This window comes from Dickeya chrysanthemi NCPPB 402, assembly GCF_000406105.1.
GTDB lineage: Bacteria > Pseudomonadota > Gammaproteobacteria > Enterobacterales > Enterobacteriaceae > Dickeya > Dickeya chrysanthemi.
The window spans coordinates 362,090-380,948 of record NZ_CM001974.1; the positions used below are offsets into that span (position 1 = coordinate 362,090).

At 55.3% G+C, this 18,859-nt stretch carries 20 protein-coding genes; 15 read left to right on the top strand and 5 right to left on the bottom strand.

Going from position 1 to position 18,859, the window contains the following annotated elements; translation table 11 throughout:
• The first annotated feature begins 373 nt into the window (after positions 1-373).
• Together DCH402_RS01705 and qhpR are read left to right on the top strand one after the other, a co-directional pair.
• The gene (locus DCH402_RS01705) at positions 374-1,390 is read left to right on the top strand and encodes a phosphotransferase enzyme family protein (RefSeq protein ID WP_039999291.1); all 1,017 of its coding nucleotides are present in this window, start codon (positions 374-376) and stop codon (positions 1,388-1,390) included.
• A gap of 150 nt (positions 1,391-1,540) precedes the next feature.
• Positions 1,541-2,584: an AraC-like transcriptional regulator QhpR gene (gene qhpR, locus DCH402_RS01710; protein ID WP_039999293.1), complete on the top strand. Its 1,044-nt coding sequence runs from the start codon at positions 1,541-1,543 to the stop codon at positions 2,582-2,584.
• 18 nt (positions 2,585-2,602) lie between these two features.
• Here qhpR and DCH402_RS01715 read toward each other — a convergent pair whose 3' ends face one another.
• Positions 2,603-2,821 (bottom strand): protein SlyX, encoded by a 219-nt coding sequence (locus DCH402_RS01715; protein ID WP_039999295.1) that lies wholly within the window; start codon positions 2,819-2,821, stop codon positions 2,603-2,605.
• Between the two features lie 212 nt (positions 2,822-3,033).
• Between DCH402_RS01715 and fkpA the strand changes: the two genes are divergently transcribed.
• Positions 3,034-3,885, top strand: coding sequence for an FKBP-type peptidyl-prolyl cis-trans isomerase (fkpA, locus tag DCH402_RS01720; protein WP_039999296.1), 852 nt, complete (start codon positions 3,034-3,036; stop codon positions 3,883-3,885).
• A 134-nt stretch (positions 3,886-4,019) separates the two neighbouring features.
• On the opposite strand, the gene DCH402_RS01725 is transcribed toward fkpA, so the two are convergent.
• Positions 4,020-5,378, bottom strand: a complete 1,359-nt coding sequence (locus DCH402_RS01725) for an aminotransferase-like domain-containing protein (RefSeq protein WP_039999298.1) — start codon at positions 5,376-5,378, stop codon at positions 4,020-4,022.
• A 146-nt stretch (positions 5,379-5,524) separates the two neighbouring features.
• Here DCH402_RS01725 and DCH402_RS01730 point away from each other — a divergent pair, with 146 nt between their 5' ends.
• The 5 genes from DCH402_RS01730 to DCH402_RS01750 are packed head-to-tail and all read left to right on the top strand — an operon-like array spanning position 5,525 to position 9,936.
• Entirely contained in the window at positions 5,525-6,487 is a 963-nt protein-coding gene (locus DCH402_RS01730) for a substrate-binding domain-containing protein (RefSeq protein ID WP_039999300.1), read from the top strand.
• A gap of 3 nt (positions 6,488-6,490) precedes the next feature.
• Entirely contained in the window at positions 6,491-7,285 is a 795-nt protein-coding gene (locus tag DCH402_RS01735) for a deaminated glutathione amidase (protein WP_039999301.1), read from the top strand.
• Positions 7,286-7,304: 19 nt separating this feature from the next.
• Complete coding sequence (locus DCH402_RS01740) at positions 7,305-8,192, top strand: ABC transporter substrate-binding protein (RefSeq protein WP_040003300.1); 888 nt, start codon at positions 7,305-7,307, stop codon at positions 8,190-8,192.
• A complete protein-coding gene (locus DCH402_RS01745) occupies positions 8,189-9,169 on the top strand; it encodes an amino acid ABC transporter permease (RefSeq protein ID WP_039999303.1) in 981 nt (326 codons plus the stop codon). The genes DCH402_RS01740 and DCH402_RS01745 overlap by 4 nt, the downstream gene beginning before the upstream one ends.
• On the top strand, positions 9,166-9,936 hold the full coding sequence (locus tag DCH402_RS01750) for an amino acid ABC transporter ATP-binding protein (protein ID WP_039999305.1): 771 nt from the start codon (positions 9,166-9,168) through the stop codon (positions 9,934-9,936). The genes DCH402_RS01745 and DCH402_RS01750 overlap by 4 nt, the downstream gene beginning before the upstream one ends.
• Before the next feature lie 150 nt (positions 9,937-10,086).
• On the opposite strand, the gene pmrB is transcribed toward DCH402_RS01750, so the two are convergent.
• The 3 genes from pmrB to eptA are packed head-to-tail and all read right to left on the bottom strand — an operon-like array spanning position 10,087 to position 13,519.
• The gene (gene pmrB / locus DCH402_RS01755; protein ID WP_039999307.1) at positions 10,087-11,184 is read right to left on the bottom strand and encodes a two-component system sensor histidine kinase PmrB; all 1,098 of its coding nucleotides are present in this window, start codon (positions 11,182-11,184) and stop codon (positions 10,087-10,089) included.
• The gene (gene pmrA / locus DCH402_RS01760; RefSeq protein ID WP_039999309.1) at positions 11,181-11,879 is read right to left on the bottom strand and encodes a two-component system response regulator PmrA; all 699 of its coding nucleotides are present in this window, start codon (positions 11,877-11,879) and stop codon (positions 11,181-11,183) included. The genes pmrB and pmrA overlap by 4 nt, the downstream gene beginning before the upstream one ends.
• Complete coding sequence (eptA, locus tag DCH402_RS01765) at positions 11,879-13,519, bottom strand: phosphoethanolamine transferase EptA (protein WP_039999311.1); 1,641 nt, start codon at positions 13,517-13,519, stop codon at positions 11,879-11,881. Before eptA ends, pmrA begins: the two co-directional genes overlap by 1 nt.
• A 183-nt stretch (positions 13,520-13,702) precedes the next feature.
• On the opposite strand from eptA, the gene DCH402_RS01770 reads away from it, so the two are divergent.
• From DCH402_RS01770 to fusA, 7 genes are all read left to right on the top strand, one after another.
• A complete protein-coding gene (locus tag DCH402_RS01770) occupies positions 13,703-14,425 on the top strand; it encodes a helix-turn-helix transcriptional regulator (RefSeq protein WP_012768091.1) in 723 nt (240 codons plus the stop codon).
• The gene (gene tusD, locus DCH402_RS01775; RefSeq protein ID WP_039999312.1) at positions 14,425-14,814 is read left to right on the top strand and encodes a sulfurtransferase complex subunit TusD; all 390 of its coding nucleotides are present in this window, start codon (positions 14,425-14,427) and stop codon (positions 14,812-14,814) included. The genes DCH402_RS01770 and tusD overlap by 1 nt, the downstream gene beginning before the upstream one ends.
• Before the next feature lie 16 nt (positions 14,815-14,830).
• Positions 14,831-15,190 carry a sulfurtransferase complex subunit TusC gene (tusC, locus tag DCH402_RS01780; protein WP_039999313.1) on the top strand — a complete coding sequence of 120 codons (360 nt, stop codon included), beginning with the start codon at positions 14,831-14,833 and terminating at the stop codon, positions 15,188-15,190.
• Between the two features lie 11 nt (positions 15,191-15,201).
• A complete protein-coding gene (gene tusB, locus DCH402_RS01785) occupies positions 15,202-15,489 on the top strand; it encodes a sulfurtransferase complex subunit TusB (RefSeq protein WP_039999315.1) in 288 nt (95 codons plus the stop codon).
• A gap of 132 nt (positions 15,490-15,621) precedes the next feature.
• Positions 15,622-15,996, top strand: coding sequence for a 30S ribosomal protein S12 (gene rpsL, locus DCH402_RS01790; protein ID WP_012768095.1), 375 nt, complete (start codon positions 15,622-15,624; stop codon positions 15,994-15,996).
• 96 nt (positions 15,997-16,092) lie between these two features.
• Complete coding sequence (rpsG, locus tag DCH402_RS01795; protein WP_013319707.1) at positions 16,093-16,563, top strand: 30S ribosomal protein S7; 471 nt, start codon at positions 16,093-16,095, stop codon at positions 16,561-16,563.
• A 91-nt stretch (positions 16,564-16,654) separates the two neighbouring features.
• Positions 16,655-18,769 carry an elongation factor G gene (gene fusA / locus DCH402_RS01800; protein ID WP_039999316.1) on the top strand — a complete coding sequence of 705 codons (2,115 nt, stop codon included), beginning with the start codon at positions 16,655-16,657 and terminating at the stop codon, positions 18,767-18,769.
• Positions 18,770-18,859 lie beyond the last annotated feature (90 nt).

An 18,859-nucleotide genomic window follows, 5' to 3' on the forward strand; every position in this document is an offset into this window, starting at 1 on the left:
TCATCACCTCTATTTATGAAAATCATGTGGTTATAAGAATTGCCGGTACCGAAAACAGCATTGTTATCCGGAGCAGCATTGTTATCCGGAACAGCATTGTTACCCGAAACAGCATGGTCATCCGGCGGCCGGCAGGTCTGTAGGGTTCGATAATGCCGCTGACGGTTCACCGGCGACTTGACAGCCGCATGGAGATTTTTGCGCTCTGCGGTCAAACCGGGAGGATTCGGCGGGCAGGTGCCGCGTAAGGTCAATTTGCGGCATTGCGGCGTCAAGCATCGTAACGGGAGTGATCACATCCTGAAGGCTGAGCGGGTTCTTTTATCCAGATATCCCCCGCTACCGAGATAACCCCCAGGATGAGATAAGACCTATGGCAGAACAGGTTATGGCTGAACAGTACGATACCCTTGATAACACCACGCTGGACCATTTGGCCGCATTGGCGATGCAACGTTACCCGTCGGCGCAACAGGGCGAACTTACCCTACTGTGCCGATCGGAAAACGCCACCTATCGGCTGATTGCCGGCGGTAAACGTTATGCGATGCGTATTCACCGTCCCGGTTACCATCAGCGTGAAGACATCGCCGGTGAGCTGGCCTGGCTGGACGCGCTGCGCGAAGAAGGGATTACCGTACCGCAGGCGCTCCATGGGCTGGATGGCGAAGCGGTGCAAACGGTGACGATGGCGGATGGTACTACGCGCAATGTAGTGCTGTTCCACTGGATTGAAGGGGAAATGCCGACCACCGCCGTCGATGCCGCCGCTTTTGAACAACTGGGTATGATCACCGCGCGTTTGCACCAGCACAGCCGCCGCTGGGAACGACCGGCCGGTTTTCGTCGGCTGGTCTGGGACCATGACACTATGGTCGGCCCGCAAGGACACTGGGGGCGCTGGCAAGATGCCCCCAATCTGAAGGCGCATGACCATGGCATTATCGAAGAAACGCTGGCGCAGGTGCGTCAGGCGCTGGCGCACTACGGTAAAGATCGCCAGCGTTATGGTTTGATTCATGCGGATTTGCGCCTGACCAACCTGCTGCTGCAAAACGGCGAAACCCGGGTGATCGATTTTGATGATTGTGGTTTTAGCTGGTATCTGCACGATCTGGCGGCGGCGATCAGCTTTGTGGAACATCATCCCAGTGCGCCTGCGTGGGTGGCGGGGTGGCTCAGCGGCTACCAGAAAGTCTGCCCGCTCGGCGAGGCGGACCGTGCGGTAATCCCATCGTTGCTTATTCAGCGTCGTATTCAGTTAATGGCGTGGGCGGGATCGCACAGCCAGACGGAACAGGCCGTCAGTCTGGGAGTGGACTGGAGCGATCACACCGTGCGGTTGTGTCGTCGCTATCTGGAGAAAGAGGCTTTGCCGGTGGGAGCCTGAGCGGCACCGTGCGTTTACTGCACCACGACAGCGCACCATGGGATCGCCATGGTGCTGCTTTACCTTACGACAACCGTTAAATCAGTTACTTGCGAATGGTATGGAATTTGCAGGTTTACGGCATTGAGTAGGTTGTGTGAGGCAGAAATCATGGAAACCACGTCTTTTCGGTTGCCGCCGGTCGCCGAGCTATCCATCGGGCACCGGGGGGTGCTGGCTGCCGCCGCATCGGGGCTGACCGACTTCATCGGTGAAAAAGGCGGCGATGCGGATCGCATTCTTGGCATCAGCGGTATTGACCCGGAAAGGCTGGCCTGCCCGACGCTCAGCGTCGGACTGGTGAATTATTGCCGGGTGCTGGAAGAGGCGGCCCGTTATTCAGACTGCGATAATTTCGGGTTGCACTATGGGCGGCAATTCAAACCGCAGGCGTTGGGGTTGATAGGCTATGTTGGGTTATGCAGTGCCACTCTGGAGCAGGCATTGCATAACGTAGTCAATGCCTTTCCCTTTCACCAGCACGATACGCTGATTCGCCTGGTGGACAAAGGCGACTGCTGGCGTTTTGATTATCAGGTGCGCCACGGCGCTATCCTGCATTGCCGTCAGGATGCGGAACTGACGTTGGGGATGATGTTAAACCTGATTCGCCATGCGGCAGGAAAGAACTGGGCGCCGCGGGAAGTTCATTTTGAACATCCGCGCCCCGAGCAGTGGCATGAGCACTGCAAAGCGTTTGATGCGCCGGTGTATTTTGACCAGCCGTTCAATTCGTTGCTGATCCCGAAACGGGACCTGATGCGCGCCATGCCGGATCATGACCCGTTGCTATTGCTGGTGGTGCAGGATGCCCTGCGCCGGCTTAACAACGACGCCCCCCAGCAAAGCGTGGTGGATCTGGCGCGCGCCCGGTTGCGCCAGGTGTTGCCGCAAGGTGAACCGGCGCTGGAAGAAGTCGCGGAGAATATCGGTTTGTCGAGCTGGTCGCTGCAACGTCGCCTGAAAGAAGAAGGCATTACTTTCACTCAGTTGGTGGAGAAAGTGCGTTGCGAGATGGCAACCCATTATTTGCGGCAGCGCCAGTTGTCGATTTCCGAGATGGCATTCCTGCTGGGCTACTCTGAAGTCAGCGCGTTTTCCCGTGCCTTCCGCCGCTGGTTTGGCATCAGCCCGCGGCAGTGGCGCAAGGCATAACGCGGTTCCGGGCCTGCATCAATAATGCGGCGGCGGTGTTTCTTCCGCCTGCGAGGCAATCATCGACGGCGATGTCGCCCGAAGTTTCTCGGTTAACAACCGTAACTGTTCGCGCAACCGGGTCATTTCCAGCTCGTGTTGCACGACGGTGTGGTTCAATTCCTCAATCGTGATCTCCTGAAAAGCCAGGCGACTTTCCAGCAACTCAAGCCGTTGTTCCAGTGGTGACTGTGACATCGTTTTTCCTCCCGTGCAGTGAGCGCAAAGTGTGTCAGAAAGCGGAAAGTTCTGGTAGTAAAACCGCACACCGTCGGGCGTAAACCCTGGTATTCAGAATTTTTCGCTATCTGGTGCGGCACGTCGTTGTATTGTCTTTACGCGCAACGTTATAGTAGCTGGCGAAATGTTAATGTTGCCGGGGCATGGTGCTCCGAATGTTGGAGAGATGGATGAAATCACTGTTTAAAGTCACACTGCTGACGGCGGCCATGGGACTGGCGCTGAGTACGGGTGTTATGGCGGCGGATGCGGCCAAGACCACTGATGCGGCGGCGGCCCCTGCCGCGGCAGACGCAGCGAAAGCCGCGGCCGGTAAATTTAAGAGCGATGAAGAAGCGGCAGCGTACGCACTGGGCGCATCTCTGGGTCGCTATATGGACAACTCCCTGAAAGAGCAGGAAAAACTGGGCATCAAGCTGGACAGGCAGCAGTTGATCCTGGGTGTTCAGGACGCGTTTGCCGATAAGAGCAAATTGTCTGACGAAGAAATTGAAAAAACCCTGCAGTCGTTTGAAGGCCGTGTTAAAGAAGCGGCTCAGGCGAAAATGCAGCAGGATGCCAAAGATAACGCGGATAAAGGCACCCAATTCCGTGATGCTTTTGCCAAAGAAAAAGGCGTGAAGAAAACCGAATCCGGCCTGCTTTACCAGGTAGAGAAGGAAGGGACCGGCGCGATGCCTAAAGACAGCGATACCGTCGTTGTGAACTACAAAGGGGCGCTGGTTGACGGTTCCGAGTTCGATAATTCCTACAAACGCGGCGAGCCGCTGTCTTTCCGTCTGGATGGCGTTATCCCAGGCTGGACCGAAGGCCTCAAGCATGTGAAGAAAGGCGGTAAGATCAAGCTGGTAATCCCGCCGGCACTGGCTTACGGCGAAGCCGGCGTTCCGGGTATCCCGGCTAATTCTACGCTGGTGTTCGACGTTGAACTGCTGGACATCAAATCCGATGCCGACGCGAAAGGCGCTGCGCCGAAAGCGGAAAAACCGGCTGACGACAAGGCGAAGAAAGCCGCTCAGTAATCATTCCGGGCTTGAGAAAAACCGTAGGTTCCCCCTGCGGTTAATCAGATGGTCACCCCCACCCTGTGAGCGGCACGCTGACAGGGTGTTTTTCTTTCTGATACCGCTTCTACCGTCGGCGCGCAACTGCGGCATCAGAGATCAGCGTGATGCCCGCCGATCTCCATGCCAGCGGCGAGTACCAGCGCATCGGCAATGCTTTCCACCTGATCCTCGTTCAGCATTGAAGTGCTGACGCGAATAAACTGCGCGTTGCCGCAGCGGCAGCGCTCTCCTGGCAATACGGCGATGCCGCGCGCAGCCAGGGTAATCATGGCGAACTGCTCGGACTCGACGGGAAGGTAAATGCTCAAGCCGTCGCGATCGGGCAGATGCAGGCCGCGGCGGGCTAGCGCTTTCAGCAGTCGGCGGCGGCGCTCGGCATAGCAGTCGCGGGCCTGTTGCAATTTGCGTTGAGTCGTCGGGTCGGTCAGCATCCAGGCCACGGCATCCTGCAGAATGCGGCTGGTCCAACTGGCGCCGAAGTTGCGAAACGATTGCAGGCGTTTGACTAGCGACTCCGGGCCGGACAGAACCGCCAGCCGCAAATCAGGACCGTAGGCTTTGGAGAACGAACGTACGTACAGCGTTCTTTCCGGGTAGTAACGTCCGAGGCTCCAGACCGGCCAGGCGGATAGTTCGCCGATGCCGTCGTCTTCCACCACCAGCGTGGCGCTATCCGCAAGCAGGCGCGCCAGTTCGGCGCTGCGGTTTTCGCTGACGGTATGCCCGGCGGCGGAGTGGGTACGAGGCTGGTAGATGAACATGACTGGCGATTTCTTCAATTGCATTTCCAGCACGTCGGGTCGCGGCCCCTGTTCATCGCAGGCCAGCGGCAGCAGTTCGGCACCGACGTTATCCAGCATATCCAGCAGTCGGGTCGCGGTGGGATCTTCAATGATGACTTTATCGCCCGGCGATACCAGTGTCTGGATGATCAGGTTCATGGCATCGAAGCCGCCGTCGGTAGCCATGAATGCCTGCGCCTGAAACGGCCAGCCCGGCGCCAACGTCTGGCGCAGCGTCGGTGTAATCAGGTCGCGTTGGTAGCTGTTCAGCTTGTCGGAGCGTATCCCTTGCAGCATGGCTTCCTGCAGGTCCGGCAGTAATCGCGGATCCGGACATGCCATGACCAGATCGGCCTGAATACCGTTGCCGTAATTACCGATTTTTTCAAACCTCACCGGTTTTAGCGTGTCGTGGTCGCCACAAACCCAGACGCCGCTGCGTCCTTTACCAGCAATCACTTTTTGCCGCTTCAACTGCCCCCAGGCGGCGGAAACCGTTGCCGGGCTGACGCCCAGGCGCTCGGCCAATTCCCGCACGGCGGGGAGCTGGGTGCCGATAGGTATGCGCCCTTCGCGAATTAACGTAGCAGTCGTCTGGGCGATCCCCTTGATCGAGGTATCGTTGATCTGCTCTACCAGCCAGTTGAAATCCAGTGTATCCGTCATAAGAAAATACTTTGTTCAGTAACAAATAAATTATTGTACAGATAATATTATCGCCATAGTATCAAATTCAAGCAGCATTTGGTTGTAAAACGATCTAAGTGCATTCGGATTGTGCGCAACACCGGGAACGTAAGGAAAAAAGCATAATGATCACCATCAGACTGGCAGTTCGGGATTGGGACTATTTCACGCCGCTGGCGCTCGGCGATGTCCAGTCAGAAAGATTCAATGTTGAAGTACACCGTGTGAATACCCTGGTAGACGATCTGGCCACCAGCGAGCGTTACGATGCGGGCGAAGTTTCTTTCAGCCGTTATGCGCAGGCGCGCGCTAAAGGCGATACCTCATTGTTGGGTGTGCCCCATTTTCTGATGCGGGGGTTTCGGCAGCGCTGCATCATCACCACGGCGGATAATCGCGTGACATCGTTGGAGCAGTTGAAGGGCGGACGCATCGGCGTGACCGGTTGGCAGGATTCCGGCAATACCTGGACGCGCACCTTGCTGCGGGAAGCCGGCGTGGGCATTGAGGATATTCACTGGTTCGCCGGGCGGCTGACGGCGGATCATCCCATCGTCGATCGTCTGGGCCGGTTTGGCCGTCCCGGTCATATTGAAGCCGCACCGGGCGAGCGCCCGCTGATTGAATTGTTGCAGGCCGGAGAACTGGATGCCGTCTTTACTCCGTTTATGCCGCAGGGGTTCTTCCTGCCGGGGTCCGGGCTGCGCCAGGTGCAGGCTGATTTCCGCCAGGCTGAACTGGCGTATTTTCGTCGCGTGGGTTATGTGCCAGGCATCCATATGCTGGGCATCAAACCGGCGCTGGTCGAGTCGCTGCCATGGTTGCCTGGGGAACTGAGTCGGCTTATCGACCGCTCCGCCCAGGTTTGGCAGCAGAAGCGCGAGAAGTATGCGGACACCACGCCCTGGCTGTTGGACGATCTGCGCCGCACCGCGCAGGATTTGCCGGCCAGTTGGAATGACAACGGTTTTGACGTCAACCGTAAAATGATTGCCGATTTCGGCCGTGAGCTCTACGAACAAGAGATCACCGCCACATTGCTGACGCCGGAAGCGATATTTCCGGCCTTTGCCACTCAGGGAGCGTAAGACATGAAAGTAGCCATGGGGCAGTTTGCCGTCAGCCGCGAATGGCAGGAGAACGCCGATATCTGTTTGTCGCTGATGGCCCGCGCGAGCGCGGCAGGCGCCGATCTGCTGGTGATGCCGGAAGGCGTGCTGGCGCGCGATATCGCCGATCCGGATTTGGTGCTGAAAGCGGCGCAACCGTTGGATGGCCCGTTTGTCAGTCAACTGCTGGCGGCCAGCCGCGGCAACGCGCTGACAACCATGATGAGCGTTCATGTGCCGACGGAAAATCATCGTGCGCTGAATGTGCTGATTGCCATCCGCGATGGTGAGATTGTCGCGCGCTACGACAAGTTGCACCTTTACGACGCTTTCTCCATGCAGGAGTCGCAGCGGGTTACCCCGGGCGATGTGGTTCCGCCGTTGGTGGAGGTAGCCGGTATGAAAGTGGGGTTGATGACTTGTTATGACGTGCGTTTCCCCGAGCTGGCCCGTCGGCTGGTGCTGGATGGCGCCGATGTGCTGGTACTGCCTGCGGCTTGGGTGAAAGGGCCGCTTAAAGAGATGCACTGGGACGTGCTGGTGACCGCCCGCGCGCTGGAAAACACCTGCTATGTGGTGGCGGTTGGGGAATGCGGTCCGCGCAATATCGGCAATAGTATGGTGGTGGATCCGTTGGGGGTGTCTATCGCCAAGGCTGCCGAGGGGCCGGCGTTGGTGGTCGCCTGTCTGGACCCGGAACGCATCGCCTCGGTGCGTGATGCGCTACCGGTTTTGAAAAATCGCCGTTTTGCCCGTCCTGAATTAAAAACCCAATAACAGACAGGGGATATTTATGATGAAGAAGACTGCCTACGCACTGGCTTTAGCTCTGGGAATGGTCACCGGCGTCGGCTATGCCGCCGAGAGTATTCCGGCCCAAAAGGTGGATCAGGCGCTGCACGACCGTTTGCCGGACGATATCAAGAAAGCCGGGAAAATCGTTGCCGTCAATAACGGCTCCTTCCCCCCGTACGAGATTGTTAAAAGCCCGACCGAGATGGATGGCGCCAGTGCCGATCTGGCCGAAGCGCTGGGGCAATTGCTGGGCGTCAAGATTGAACATGCCACGGTGAGCGGCCTGTCCGGGGTACTGTCGGGCATCAAGTCCGGCCGGTATCAGATGGCGATTGGCCCGGTGGGGGATTACCCCGATCGCCAGAAAGATAATGACTTCATCGATTACGCGCAAGAGTTCGTGGTATTTGCTGTACAGAAAGGCAATCCACAAAATATCAATGGGTTGGATGATACCTGCGGCAAGAATATTGCGGTGATGGCCGGCGGTTCCGCTGAGCAGGTTATCCGCAAGCAGTCTCAGGTCTGCACCGATGCCGGTAAACCTGCGGTCACCGTGCAATCGTTTACGGATCAGCCTTCGTCTATTTTGGCCGTGCGTTCCAAGCGTTCCGACGCCTTTTTCTCTTCCCAGGCTCCGCTGGTGTATTTCGTGGGGCAGGCCAACGGTCAGCTTGAGTTGACTGCCGTCGGCAAGAAGAATGGTTTCGGCGATATTTTCCAGGGGTCGGTGGTGCCGAAGGATTCGCAACTGGGCAAAGTGGTGCTGGACGCCTATAAGGAACTGTTCAAGAACGGGACTTACGCCGCCATCATGAAAAAGTGGAAGCTGGACAATAACACTATCGCTGAACCGGGAGTGAACCTGGCGAAGGGGGCGGCGAAATGAACAACGACGCCACGGATTCTCGAACCAGTGAAAATGCTGATGTAAAGGCGCGTGACGTGGCATTTGCCCGCAGCACGCCACGTTATGGGCGCCTGGTTTCCTGGATTGTGGTCTTGCTGATCGCTGCCAAGTTTTTCTGGTTGGTGGCGACCAACCCCAATTTTGAGTGGAAAGTGGTGGTGCTGTGGTTTACCGAAGGCTCGGTCATGAAAGGGCTGGAGGTCACGCTGGGGCTGACGGTTATCGCCATGCTGCTCGGCGTCGCGCTGGGGCTGCTGTTGGCGATTGCCCGCCTGTCGGACAATCGCTTGCTGAGCGGGCTGTCCGGTTTATACATCTGGTTTTTCCGGGGGACGCCGCTGCTGGTGCAACTGATTTTCTGGTACAACCTATCCACGTTGTTTCCGACCATTTCGCTGGCGATTCCGCTTACCGGGCCGACGCTGGCCGAGTGGAAGACCAACGATCTGATTACGCCGCTGACCGCCGCTATCGCTGGTCTGGCGTTGAATGAAGCTGCCTATATGGCGGAGATTATCCGCGCCGGGCTACTGTCGGTGGACCAGGGGCAGATAGAAACCACGCAGGCGTTCGGTATGAGCCGTGGGCGGGCGCTGCGCCGCATTATTATTCCTCAGGCCATGCGCGCCATTATTCCGCCGACCGGCAACCAGCTAATCAGTATGATCAAGGCCACGTCGCTGGTGAGCGTGATTGCTATGAGTGATCTGTTGTACTCAGTGCAGGCCATCTATAACCGGACCTTCGAAATTATCCCGATGCTGATGGTGGCGGTGATCTGGTATCTGCTGATTACCTCGATACTGAACGTCGGCCAGTCGGCTGTTGAACGTTATTACGCCCGCGGTTCGCGCCGCACGGTTTCGGTCGGCAAGCGCCGACCGGCGCAGAGCGAGGAACCGGCGCGTACATCTGCCACCGTCGGGCAGCCCTGGATGAAGAAGGAGGAGGCATGAACGACATGACGCCGCTGGTACGTGCCCGCAATGTCCAGAAAAGCTATGGCGATAATGAAGTCCTGAAGGGGATCGACCTGAATGTTTATCCAGGCGAAGTGGTGGTGATTCTGGGGCCTTCCGGTTCGGGAAAATCGACTTTTTTGCGTTGTATCAACCACCTGGAGGATATGGATGCCGGTTCGATCATGGTGGGGAAGGAGCAGATTGGCTACGAACTGAAGCACGGCCGTTTACATCGTCTGTCGCCCCGCTGCATCGCGCGGCAGCGCCAGGAGATCGGCATGGTGTTTCAGCAGTTCAATCTGTATCCCCATATGACGGTGTTGCAGAATATTATCGAAGCGCCGATCGGTGTGCACAAACAGCCCAAAGAGGAAGCGATTCGCTATGCAAAAGAGTTGCTGGCCACGGTCGGGTTGAGCGATAAGGCCGACGCCTGGCCGCGCCATTTATCCGGCGGGCAGCAGCAACGGGTGGCGATCGCCCGTGCGCTGGCGATCAAACCGCGGTTGATGCTGTTCGACGAGCCCACTTCGGCGCTTGATCCGGAACTGGTGGGGGAGGTATTGGCCACCATGCGTACCTTGGCGGAACAAGGCCTGACGATGATCGTCGTTACCCACGAAATAGGTTTCGCCCGTGAAGCGGCCGACCGGGTGGTGTTTATGGATGGCGGCGTGGTGGTGGAGCAGGGCAGCGCCGAGGAGGTGTTAGGTAATCCTCGCCATCCACGGACCCAGGCGTTCCTCAGCCGTTTTATCTGAACCGGCATAGCGGTTGACTCTGGTTATCCGCTTCCGGCCCGTGGATGGTGGTGGTCGCAACGAAACCCGTGGGTCGGGCGTTTTTTAGCGTAAGCAGGGCCGCGCCCGCCGTGTTGTGGGGCGCGGCTTGTTGTGGGGCACGGCTTAGTATCAGATATGCCTTCGCAGCACTACGCGGGCCTGAGTACCGGTACGATCGCGCCGGTTTTCCAGAAAGAACTCGCCGTGGTGCAACTGCACGATGCGGGTTACGATGCTCAGCCCGAGTCCGATGCCGCCATAGCGCGTGTCCAGACGCACAAACGCTTTGGTCAATTCCCCCACCTGAGATTCGTTGATGCCCACGCCCTCGTCTGCAACGATCAATTCACAACCGCCGTCAGGGAAATCGGTGACTTTGATGCTAATCGTGCTGTGTTCCGGGCTGTATCGGTAGGCATTCTCTACCAGATTGCGCACCAGCAACTGTAGTAGTGTGGCATTACCGGGGACGTTGCCGTCCTGAAAATCTGACTGCCAGTCGAGCCGTTGGTGACGAGTGGCCGCCATTTCCTCCAATTCTTCCTGCTTCGGCGTAATCACATCGTCGACCAATGACACCGACTCGTAGTGGCCGGCGGCAAGTTCGTTGCCGACACGGGCCAGCAACAGCAACTGTTCAATGGTTTTGGTCAGGTGGTCGACGCGCTTGATTAATGGCTGGCAGTCAATATGGTGCGTTTGTTCATGTAATTCCAGGCTGAGCCGGATGCCCGCCAGCGGGGTACGCAACTCATGCGCGACATTCGAGGCGAAAAGCCGATCGCGGCGTAGTGATTCGCTAAAACGTATGAATAACTGATTCATGCTGGCGATGACCGCCGCCACTTCGGTCACATCGCTGCGTTGCTGGAGCGGGTCAAGATTTTCCGCCGTGCGGTTGTGCAGTTCTTCCTGCAGTTTAATGAGCGGACGCGTGATACGGTTAACCGCATGCGTGCATATCACCAGCGACGCGATAATCATCACCAGGCTGGGAAGACTTAATGAGGCGATGGCTTCATTAATTTCGAAGTCGATATCATGGCTTAGTGACTTGGCAGTCAACGTCTGCTCTACCAGCAGTTCGATCTGCTCTTTGCTCTCATGCCAAAGCCAAATTACGCTGATCAACTGGCAGGCTAAAAGGATGCAGCCTAACGTCAGGATAAGCCGGGTACGAATGCTTGCCGTGTGCTCGAATGGGGCGGAATGAGGGATATGACTCATGGCTGCTCCTCCCTGGATTGTTCGTCTTTGGATTGGTCGTCCTTGGTCAGCAGGTAACCGAAACCACGCAGCGTTTTAATGCGATTCTTGCCGATCTTTTGCCGCAGGTTGTGGATGTGTACTTCCAGCGAATTCGACGACGGGTCATCGTCCCAGCTGTAAAGATCCTGATGCAATACTTCGCGGTGTACCTGCGAACCGGCCTTGAGGATAAGGCGGGACAGAATGGCGAACTCCTTCGGCGTCAGTACGATCGGTTTGTCGTCCAGCATGACCTGCTGATTGTTGAGATCGAGCGTGATGTTGTCTACCCGGATCCAACTGTCGCTGGAGCCCTGATGGCGGCGGATCAGCGCACGAACCCGCGCCTGAAACTCGCTCAGCGCAAAGGGTTTGATCATGTAATCGTCTGCGCCGATGTCCAGCCCGGTTACGCGGTCGTCCACCGTATCCCGCGCAGTGAGGATCAACACCGGTTGCTGGTAATGGTTTCGGCGCCAACGGCCGAGCAAGGTGAGGCCGTCTTCGTCCGGTAAGCCTAAATCCAGTACGACCAGGCTGTAGTGGGCGCTGGCAATCAGGGCATCTGCTTCTTTGGCCGTGGACGCGCAATCGCAGACATAACCCTCGTTGCGCATCGCCTGCAATAATCCTTCCTGTAACAACGCATCATCTTCAACAATCAAGAGTTTCATCAAGTGCCCCGACACGGTTGAAGAATATCAAGCGGCGCCTGATATTCTTTTGTCGCAATGTTAAACATGCCCAGAACGGTATGGAAAAGATTGTCCTGAGAAAAACGCTGCTGGTCGGCTTGTTTGCGCATGCAACTGTCATTGATGGCAAACAGTTGCTGGTAGCCGCCGGAAAACCACATCAGCATCGGGATATGAGTTTGTTGTGTGGGCGCGACGGCATACGGCATGCTGTGCAGGTAAATCCCGTCTTCGCCCAGTGATTCGCCATGGTCGGAGAGGTAAACCAAAGCGGTGTTAAATTTATCCTGATGCTCTTTCAAGACATTAATCGCCTTATCAACAATATAGTCTACGTAGAGAATCGTATTATCGTAAGTATTGATTAATGATTCTTGCGAGCACGTCTGGATCTGATTGGTATCGCAGGTCGGGGTGAATTTTCTAAACGCCTCCGGGTAGCGCTGATAATAGGCTGGACCGTGGCTGCCCATGGTATGCAGTACGATGATGCCATCATTGTTCAACTGGTTGATATAGTCATCCACACCCTGGAACAGCGCTTCATCATGACACTCGCCGCCAATACACAGCCCGGGGAGGTTCAGGGTCGTCACGTCCTGAGTCGGCACGCGGTTGCAGACGTCTTTGCAGCCGCCGTCGTTATCTTGCCAGCGAACGCTGACGCCGGCGCGCTGCAGAATATCCAGCAATCCTTCCTGATGAGCGGCCAACTGATCGTCATAGCCGGTACGCGGCATACCGGAAAACATACAGGGAACCGAAACGCCGGTGGCGGTGCCGCAAGACGACGTCTGTTTGAAATAGATAACGTTGTCGTTGGTCAGGCGCGGGTTATTGGGTTTGCTGTAGCCGCCGAGGGCAAAATTCTCGGCGCGGGAGGTTTCTCCCACCACCAGAATCACCAGATTCTTTTTGCCATCGCTGGCTGACGGTGAATTTTTATGCGCATCCAACCCGATTTGTACCAACGGCAAATTCGCCTGAGCGTGATGACGATAATACGAGATGCCTGCGAGAATAATATTGCTGGGCGTTAGCGACTTCACCAGTTCTTTGTTATTTCGCATCAGCGAGGCGTAATCTTTATAGAAAAACGTGGCGACCAGCAGAATGGCGACAATCGACATCATGATGCTGAAGAAGCGGGAGCCAACCGCTATCCAGCTTAGCGGCGTCGGCCGGATCTTAATCCACAACGCGCCAATCGCTGGAACGATGCCCAGCAGCGTCAGCCATAACAGATATTGCGGCGTCACCAGCGCCATGGATTCCGCCATGTTGGTTTCGAACACGTTTTGCATCATGGTGCGGTCAATAATGATGCCGTAATTAATCATGAAATACTGTACTGCCGCGCCGCCGATGAGCAGCAGAGCGACCACTCCCTGACGCAACCAGCGGATAACCAGTAGTGTGAACAGGATATTCAGTACGGCGAAAATAACGATAGGCATGGTGGCGAGAAATAACCCGTCCCGCCAGGATTCGACCGCGACCAGGTGTGAGACCTGACGATAATAGGCGATATTCTGTATCAGAGTGATGAACGCGGCGAATACCAGATTATAAGTAAAACAGCTCCAGGTCGGGCGGGAGATAAGGGGAATTTTGAACATTGCAGGCAAGCCATCCATGCGGGAAAGTATGATGTGTCGCACTCTAAACCCCATAAATTAACTCAACCTTAAGAAGGAAAGCATCCAGCCGGTCTCGAAATACAAAGGACGACACAAGGGTTATTTGGTAAACTGACAATCTTGTCAATACGATGATAAATGACGTTGAGGGTGGTGCCTGCCATGTCTACTTCGCTTGTTAATGGCGAATCCAATGACCTTGATTTGCTGGACCAACGTCCGTTCATGCAGACGGATTATGAAATCCTGAAATCGTATGAAGCCGTGGTTGATGGCCTGGCGATGCTGATTGGCGATCATTGCGAGATAGTCTTGCACTCGCTGGACGACCTGAAATGTTCAGCGGTCCGCATCGCCAACGGCGAGCACACCGGACGCAAAATCGGCTCACCCATTACCGATCTGGCATTACGCATGCTACATGATATGGCAGGCGAAGACAGCAGTGTTTCCCGAGCGTATTTCACCCGCGCCAAAAGCGGCGTATTGATGAAGTCGGTAACCATTGCCATTCGTAATCGCGAGCAGCGCGTTATCGGACTCTTGTGTATCAATATGAATCTCGACGTCCCCTTCTCGCAGATCATGCAAACCTTCCTGCCGCCTGAAATCAAGGAAGTGGCGTCTTCCGTCAACTTTGCCTCGTCGGTGGATGAGCTGGTGGCGCAGACGCTGGAGTTCACTATTGAAGAAGTGAATGCCGATCGCAATGTCTCCAACAATGCCAAGAACCGCCAGATAGTGCTTAATCTTTATGAAAAAGGCATCTTTGATATCAAGGATGCCATCAATCAGGTGGCCGATCGGCTGAATATTTCCAAGCACACCGTCTATTTATATATCCGCCAGTTTAAAAGCGGCGATTTCAGCGGGCACGATCGTTAATGCTGAGTTATTGCCTGTTGGTGACCGGCCCCGCCTACGGGACACAGCAAGCCAGCAGCGCGTTTCAGTTTGCGCAGGCTTTAGTGGCGCAAGGGCATCGCCTGCAGAGCGTTTTCTTCTACCGTGAAGGGGTGCTGAACGCCAATCAGTTCACTGCGCCGGCCAACGACGAGTTTGATCTGGTGCGCGCCTGGCAGCAACTGGCGCAGACGCATCAGGTAGCACTGAACGTGTGTGTGGCGGCCGCGTTGCGTCGCGGCGTGACGGATGCGCAGCAAGCGGAGCAACTGCATCTGCCGGGGGCGAACCTCCAGCCAGGGTTTACTTTGAGTGGATTAGGCGAGCTGTCGCAGTCGATACTGCGCTGTGATCGCGTCGTCCAGTTTTAGTCGCGGGAAAAATAAGATGAAGCGCGTTGCTTTTGTATTTACCCAGGCGCCTCATGGCTCGGCCTCTGGCCGGGAAGGGCTGGATGCGCTGCTGGCCATGTCGGCACTGACCGAGGATATCGGGGTTTTCTTTATCTCTGACGGCGTATTTCAGCTTCTCCCCAACCAACAACCAGACCTGATTCTGATGCGCAATTATATTGCGACGTTCGGGGTGCTGCCGTTGTACGACATCGAGCGCTGTTATGTCTGCGAAGCGTCGCTGCGCCAGCGTGGATTGCCTGTGGAAACTTGCTGGGTACTGGATGTAGAGCCGCTGGCGGCCGATGCGCTGCGCACAATGCTCAATACTTACGATACTGTGCTGACCTTTTGACCGGTGACCCTATGCTGCATACTCTGGCGCATTCGCCTTATCATACCGACCTGGATGCGTTGCTGCGTAATATCGGCGAGGGCGACGTCATTTTATTATTACAGGATGGCGTGATTGCTGCGTTGAGCGGTGCCTCCATCAACGAACGCATACTGACTTCCGGCGTGCCGGTTTATGCCTTGCAAGAGGATGTTGCGGCGCGGGGGCTGGCTGACCAAATTTCCACCACAATTGTATTGATTGGCTATACTGAATTTGTGCAATTAACTGCCCTGCATTCCCGGCAACTGGCTTGGTAATTTCGCCTTTTTGTATATTTCTTGACTCCTTACCCGGCCAGCCCTAAAATTCTGCGTCCTCATACTTTGCCTCTGTGTTGGTATGGGGTGATTTATTACGTGTTTACGAAGCAAAAACCAGGAGCTTTTTGAATGGCAACAATTAACCAGCTGGTACGCAAGCCGCGCTCCCTGAAGGTTGCTAAAAGCAACGTTCCGGCGCTGGAAGCCTGCCCGCAGAAACGTGGCGTATGTACCCGTGTATATACCACCACCCCGAAAAAACCGAACTCCGCACTGCGTAAAGTTTGCCGTGTTCGTTTAACCAACGGTTTTGAAGTTACCTCCTATATCGGCGGTGAAGGTCATAACCTGCAGGAACACTCCGTGATCCTGATCCGTGGCGGTCGTGTTAAAGACCTGCCAGGTGTGCGTTACCACACCGTCCGCGGCGCGCTGGACTGCTCTGGTGTTAAAGACCGTAAGCAATCCCGCTCCAAATACGGCGTGAAGAAGCCGAAGGCTTAATGGTTCTCCGTTAAGTAAGGCCAAACGTTTTAACTTTAATGTCAAACTAAACTCGTAGAGTTTTGGACAATCCTGAATTAACAACGGAGTATTTCCATGCCACGTCGTCGCGTCATTGGTCAGCGTAAAATTCTGCCGGATCCGAAGTTCGGATCAGAACTGCTGGCTAAATTCGTCAATATCCTGATGGTAGATGGTAAAAAATCTACTGCAGAAGCAATCGTCTATACCGCGCTGGAGACCCTGGCTCAGCGTTCTGGTAAAGACCACCTGGAAGCCTTTGAAGCAGCACTGGACAACGTGCGCCCGACTGTCGAAGTTAAGTCGCGTCGTGTTGGTGGTTCTACTTATCAGGTTCCAGTTGAAGTTCGTCCGGTTCGTCGCAATGCTCTGGCTATGCGTTGGATCGTTGAAGCTGCTCGTAAACGCGGTGATAAATCCATGGCTTTGCGCCTGGCGAACGAACTTTCTGATGCAGCAGACAACAAAGGTACTGCTGTGAAGAAACGTGAAGACGTTCACCGTATGGCTGAAGCCAACAAGGCGTTCGCTCACTACCGCTGGTAATCCCTGCGTAGACGTTAATACCCAGGCGGGCGCCCAACGGCTGACCCGCCCGGGTTTACTACTTTGAACGCCCTAGGAATAGAGGAAACAAATGGCTCGTACAACACCCATTGCGCGCTATCGTAATATCGGTATCAGCGCACACATCGACGCCGGTAAGACCACCACTACTGAACGTATTCTGTTCTACACCGGTGTGAACCACAAAATCGGTGAAGTTCATGATGGCGCCGCTACTATGGACTGGATGGAGCAGGAGCAGGAGCGTGGTATTACTATTACCTCCGCTGCGACCACTGCATTTTGGTCTGGTATGGCTAAGCAGTATGAACCGCATCGCATCAACATCATCGACACCCCGGGACACGTTGACTTCACCATCGAAGTAGAACGTTCCATGCGTGTTCTGGATGGCGCAGTCATGGTTTACTGTGCGGTAGGTGGTGTTCAGCCGCAGTCTGAAACCGTATGGCGTCAGGCAAACAAATATAAAGTTCCGCGTATTGCGTTCGTTAACAAAATGGACCGTATGGGCGCGAACTTCCTGAAAGTCGTTGATCAGATCAAAGCACGTCTGGGCGCGAACCCGGTTCCGTTGCAACTGGCTATCGGTGCTGAAGAAGCATTCACCGGTGTCGTTGACCTGGTGAAAATGAAAGCCATCAACTGGAATGAAGCAGACCAGGGCGTTACCTTCACTTATGAAGATATCCCGGCTGACATGCAGGATCTGGCCGCTGAATGGCACCAGAATCTGATCGAATCCGCAGCTGAAGCCTCTGAAGAGCTGATGGAAAAATACCTGGGCGGTGAAGATCTGACCGAGGAAGAGATCAAAAAAGCGCTGCGTCAGCGTGTACTGAACAACGAAATTATTCTGGTTACCTGTGGTTCTGCGTTCAAGAACAAAGGTGTTCAGGCAATGTTGGATGCCGTTATCGATTACCTGCCTGCGCCGACCGATGTTCCGGCAATCAAAGGTATGCTGGATGACGGTAAAGATACGCCTGCTGAGCGTCATGCCAGCGACGACGAGCCGTTCTCTGCTCTGGCGTTCAAAATCGCAACCGACCCGTTTGTGGGCAACCTGACGTTCTTCCGCGTGTATTCCGGCGTAGTTAACTCCGGCGACACCGTACTGAACTCAGTAAAATCTGAGCGCGAGCGTTTTGGCCGTATCGTTCAGATGCACGCGAACAAACGTGAAGAAATTAAAGAAGTTCGCGCCGGCGATATCGCGGCTGCGATCGGTCTGAAAGACGTGATCACCGGTGATACCCTGTGTAACCCGGATCATCCGATCATTCTGGAGCGTATGGAATTCCCGGAACCGGTTATCTCCATCGCTGTGGAACCGAAAACCAAAGCCGACCAGGAAAAAATGGGTCTGGCTCTGGGCCGTCTGGCTAAAGAAGACCCGTCTTTCCGCGTATGGACTGACGAAGAATCCAACCAGACCATCATTGCAGGTATGGGTGAACTGCACCTGGACATCATCGTTGACCGTATGAAGCGCGAATTCAACGTAGAAGCAAATGTGGGTAAACCGCAGGTTGCTTACCGTGAAGCGATTCGTTCTAAAGTTACCGACGTTGAAGGTAAACACGCCAAGCAGTCTGGTGGTCGTGGTCAGTACGGTCATGTTGTTATCGACATGTACCCGCTGGAGCCGGGCTCAAATCCGAAAGGTTACGAGTTCGTCAACGATATTAAAGGCGGCGTGATTCCTGGTGAATACATCCCGGCTGTTGATAAAGGCATCCAGGAACAGCTGAAAGCGGGTCCGCTGGCTGGCTTCCCGGTCGTTGATCTCGGCGTGCGTCTGCACTTCGGTTCTTACCATGACGTTGACTCCTCCGAGCTGGCGTTTAAACTGGCTGCTTCTATTGCCTTTAAAGCCGCGTTCGGTAAAGCGAACCCTGTTCTGCTTGAGCCGATCATGAAGGTTGAAGTAGAAACGCCGGAAGAGAACACCGGTGACGTCATCGGTGACTTAAGCCGTCGTCGTGGTATGCTGCGTGGTCAAGAATCCAACGTGACTGGCGTTGTGATTCACGCTGAAGTTCCGCTGTCTGAAATGTTCGGATATGCAACTCAGCTGCGCTCTCTGACCAAAGGTCGTGCTTCTTACTCCATGGAGTTCCTGAAGTACGATGATGCGCCGAACAACGTTGCCCAGGCCGTTATCGAAGCCCGTCGTAAGTAATAAACCTATAGTAAGTCACTTAGGTTTAACAAAACATTGATCCCGTGCTCTCTCCATCAGGGGAGAGCATTTGAGTAAGGAATATAGCCG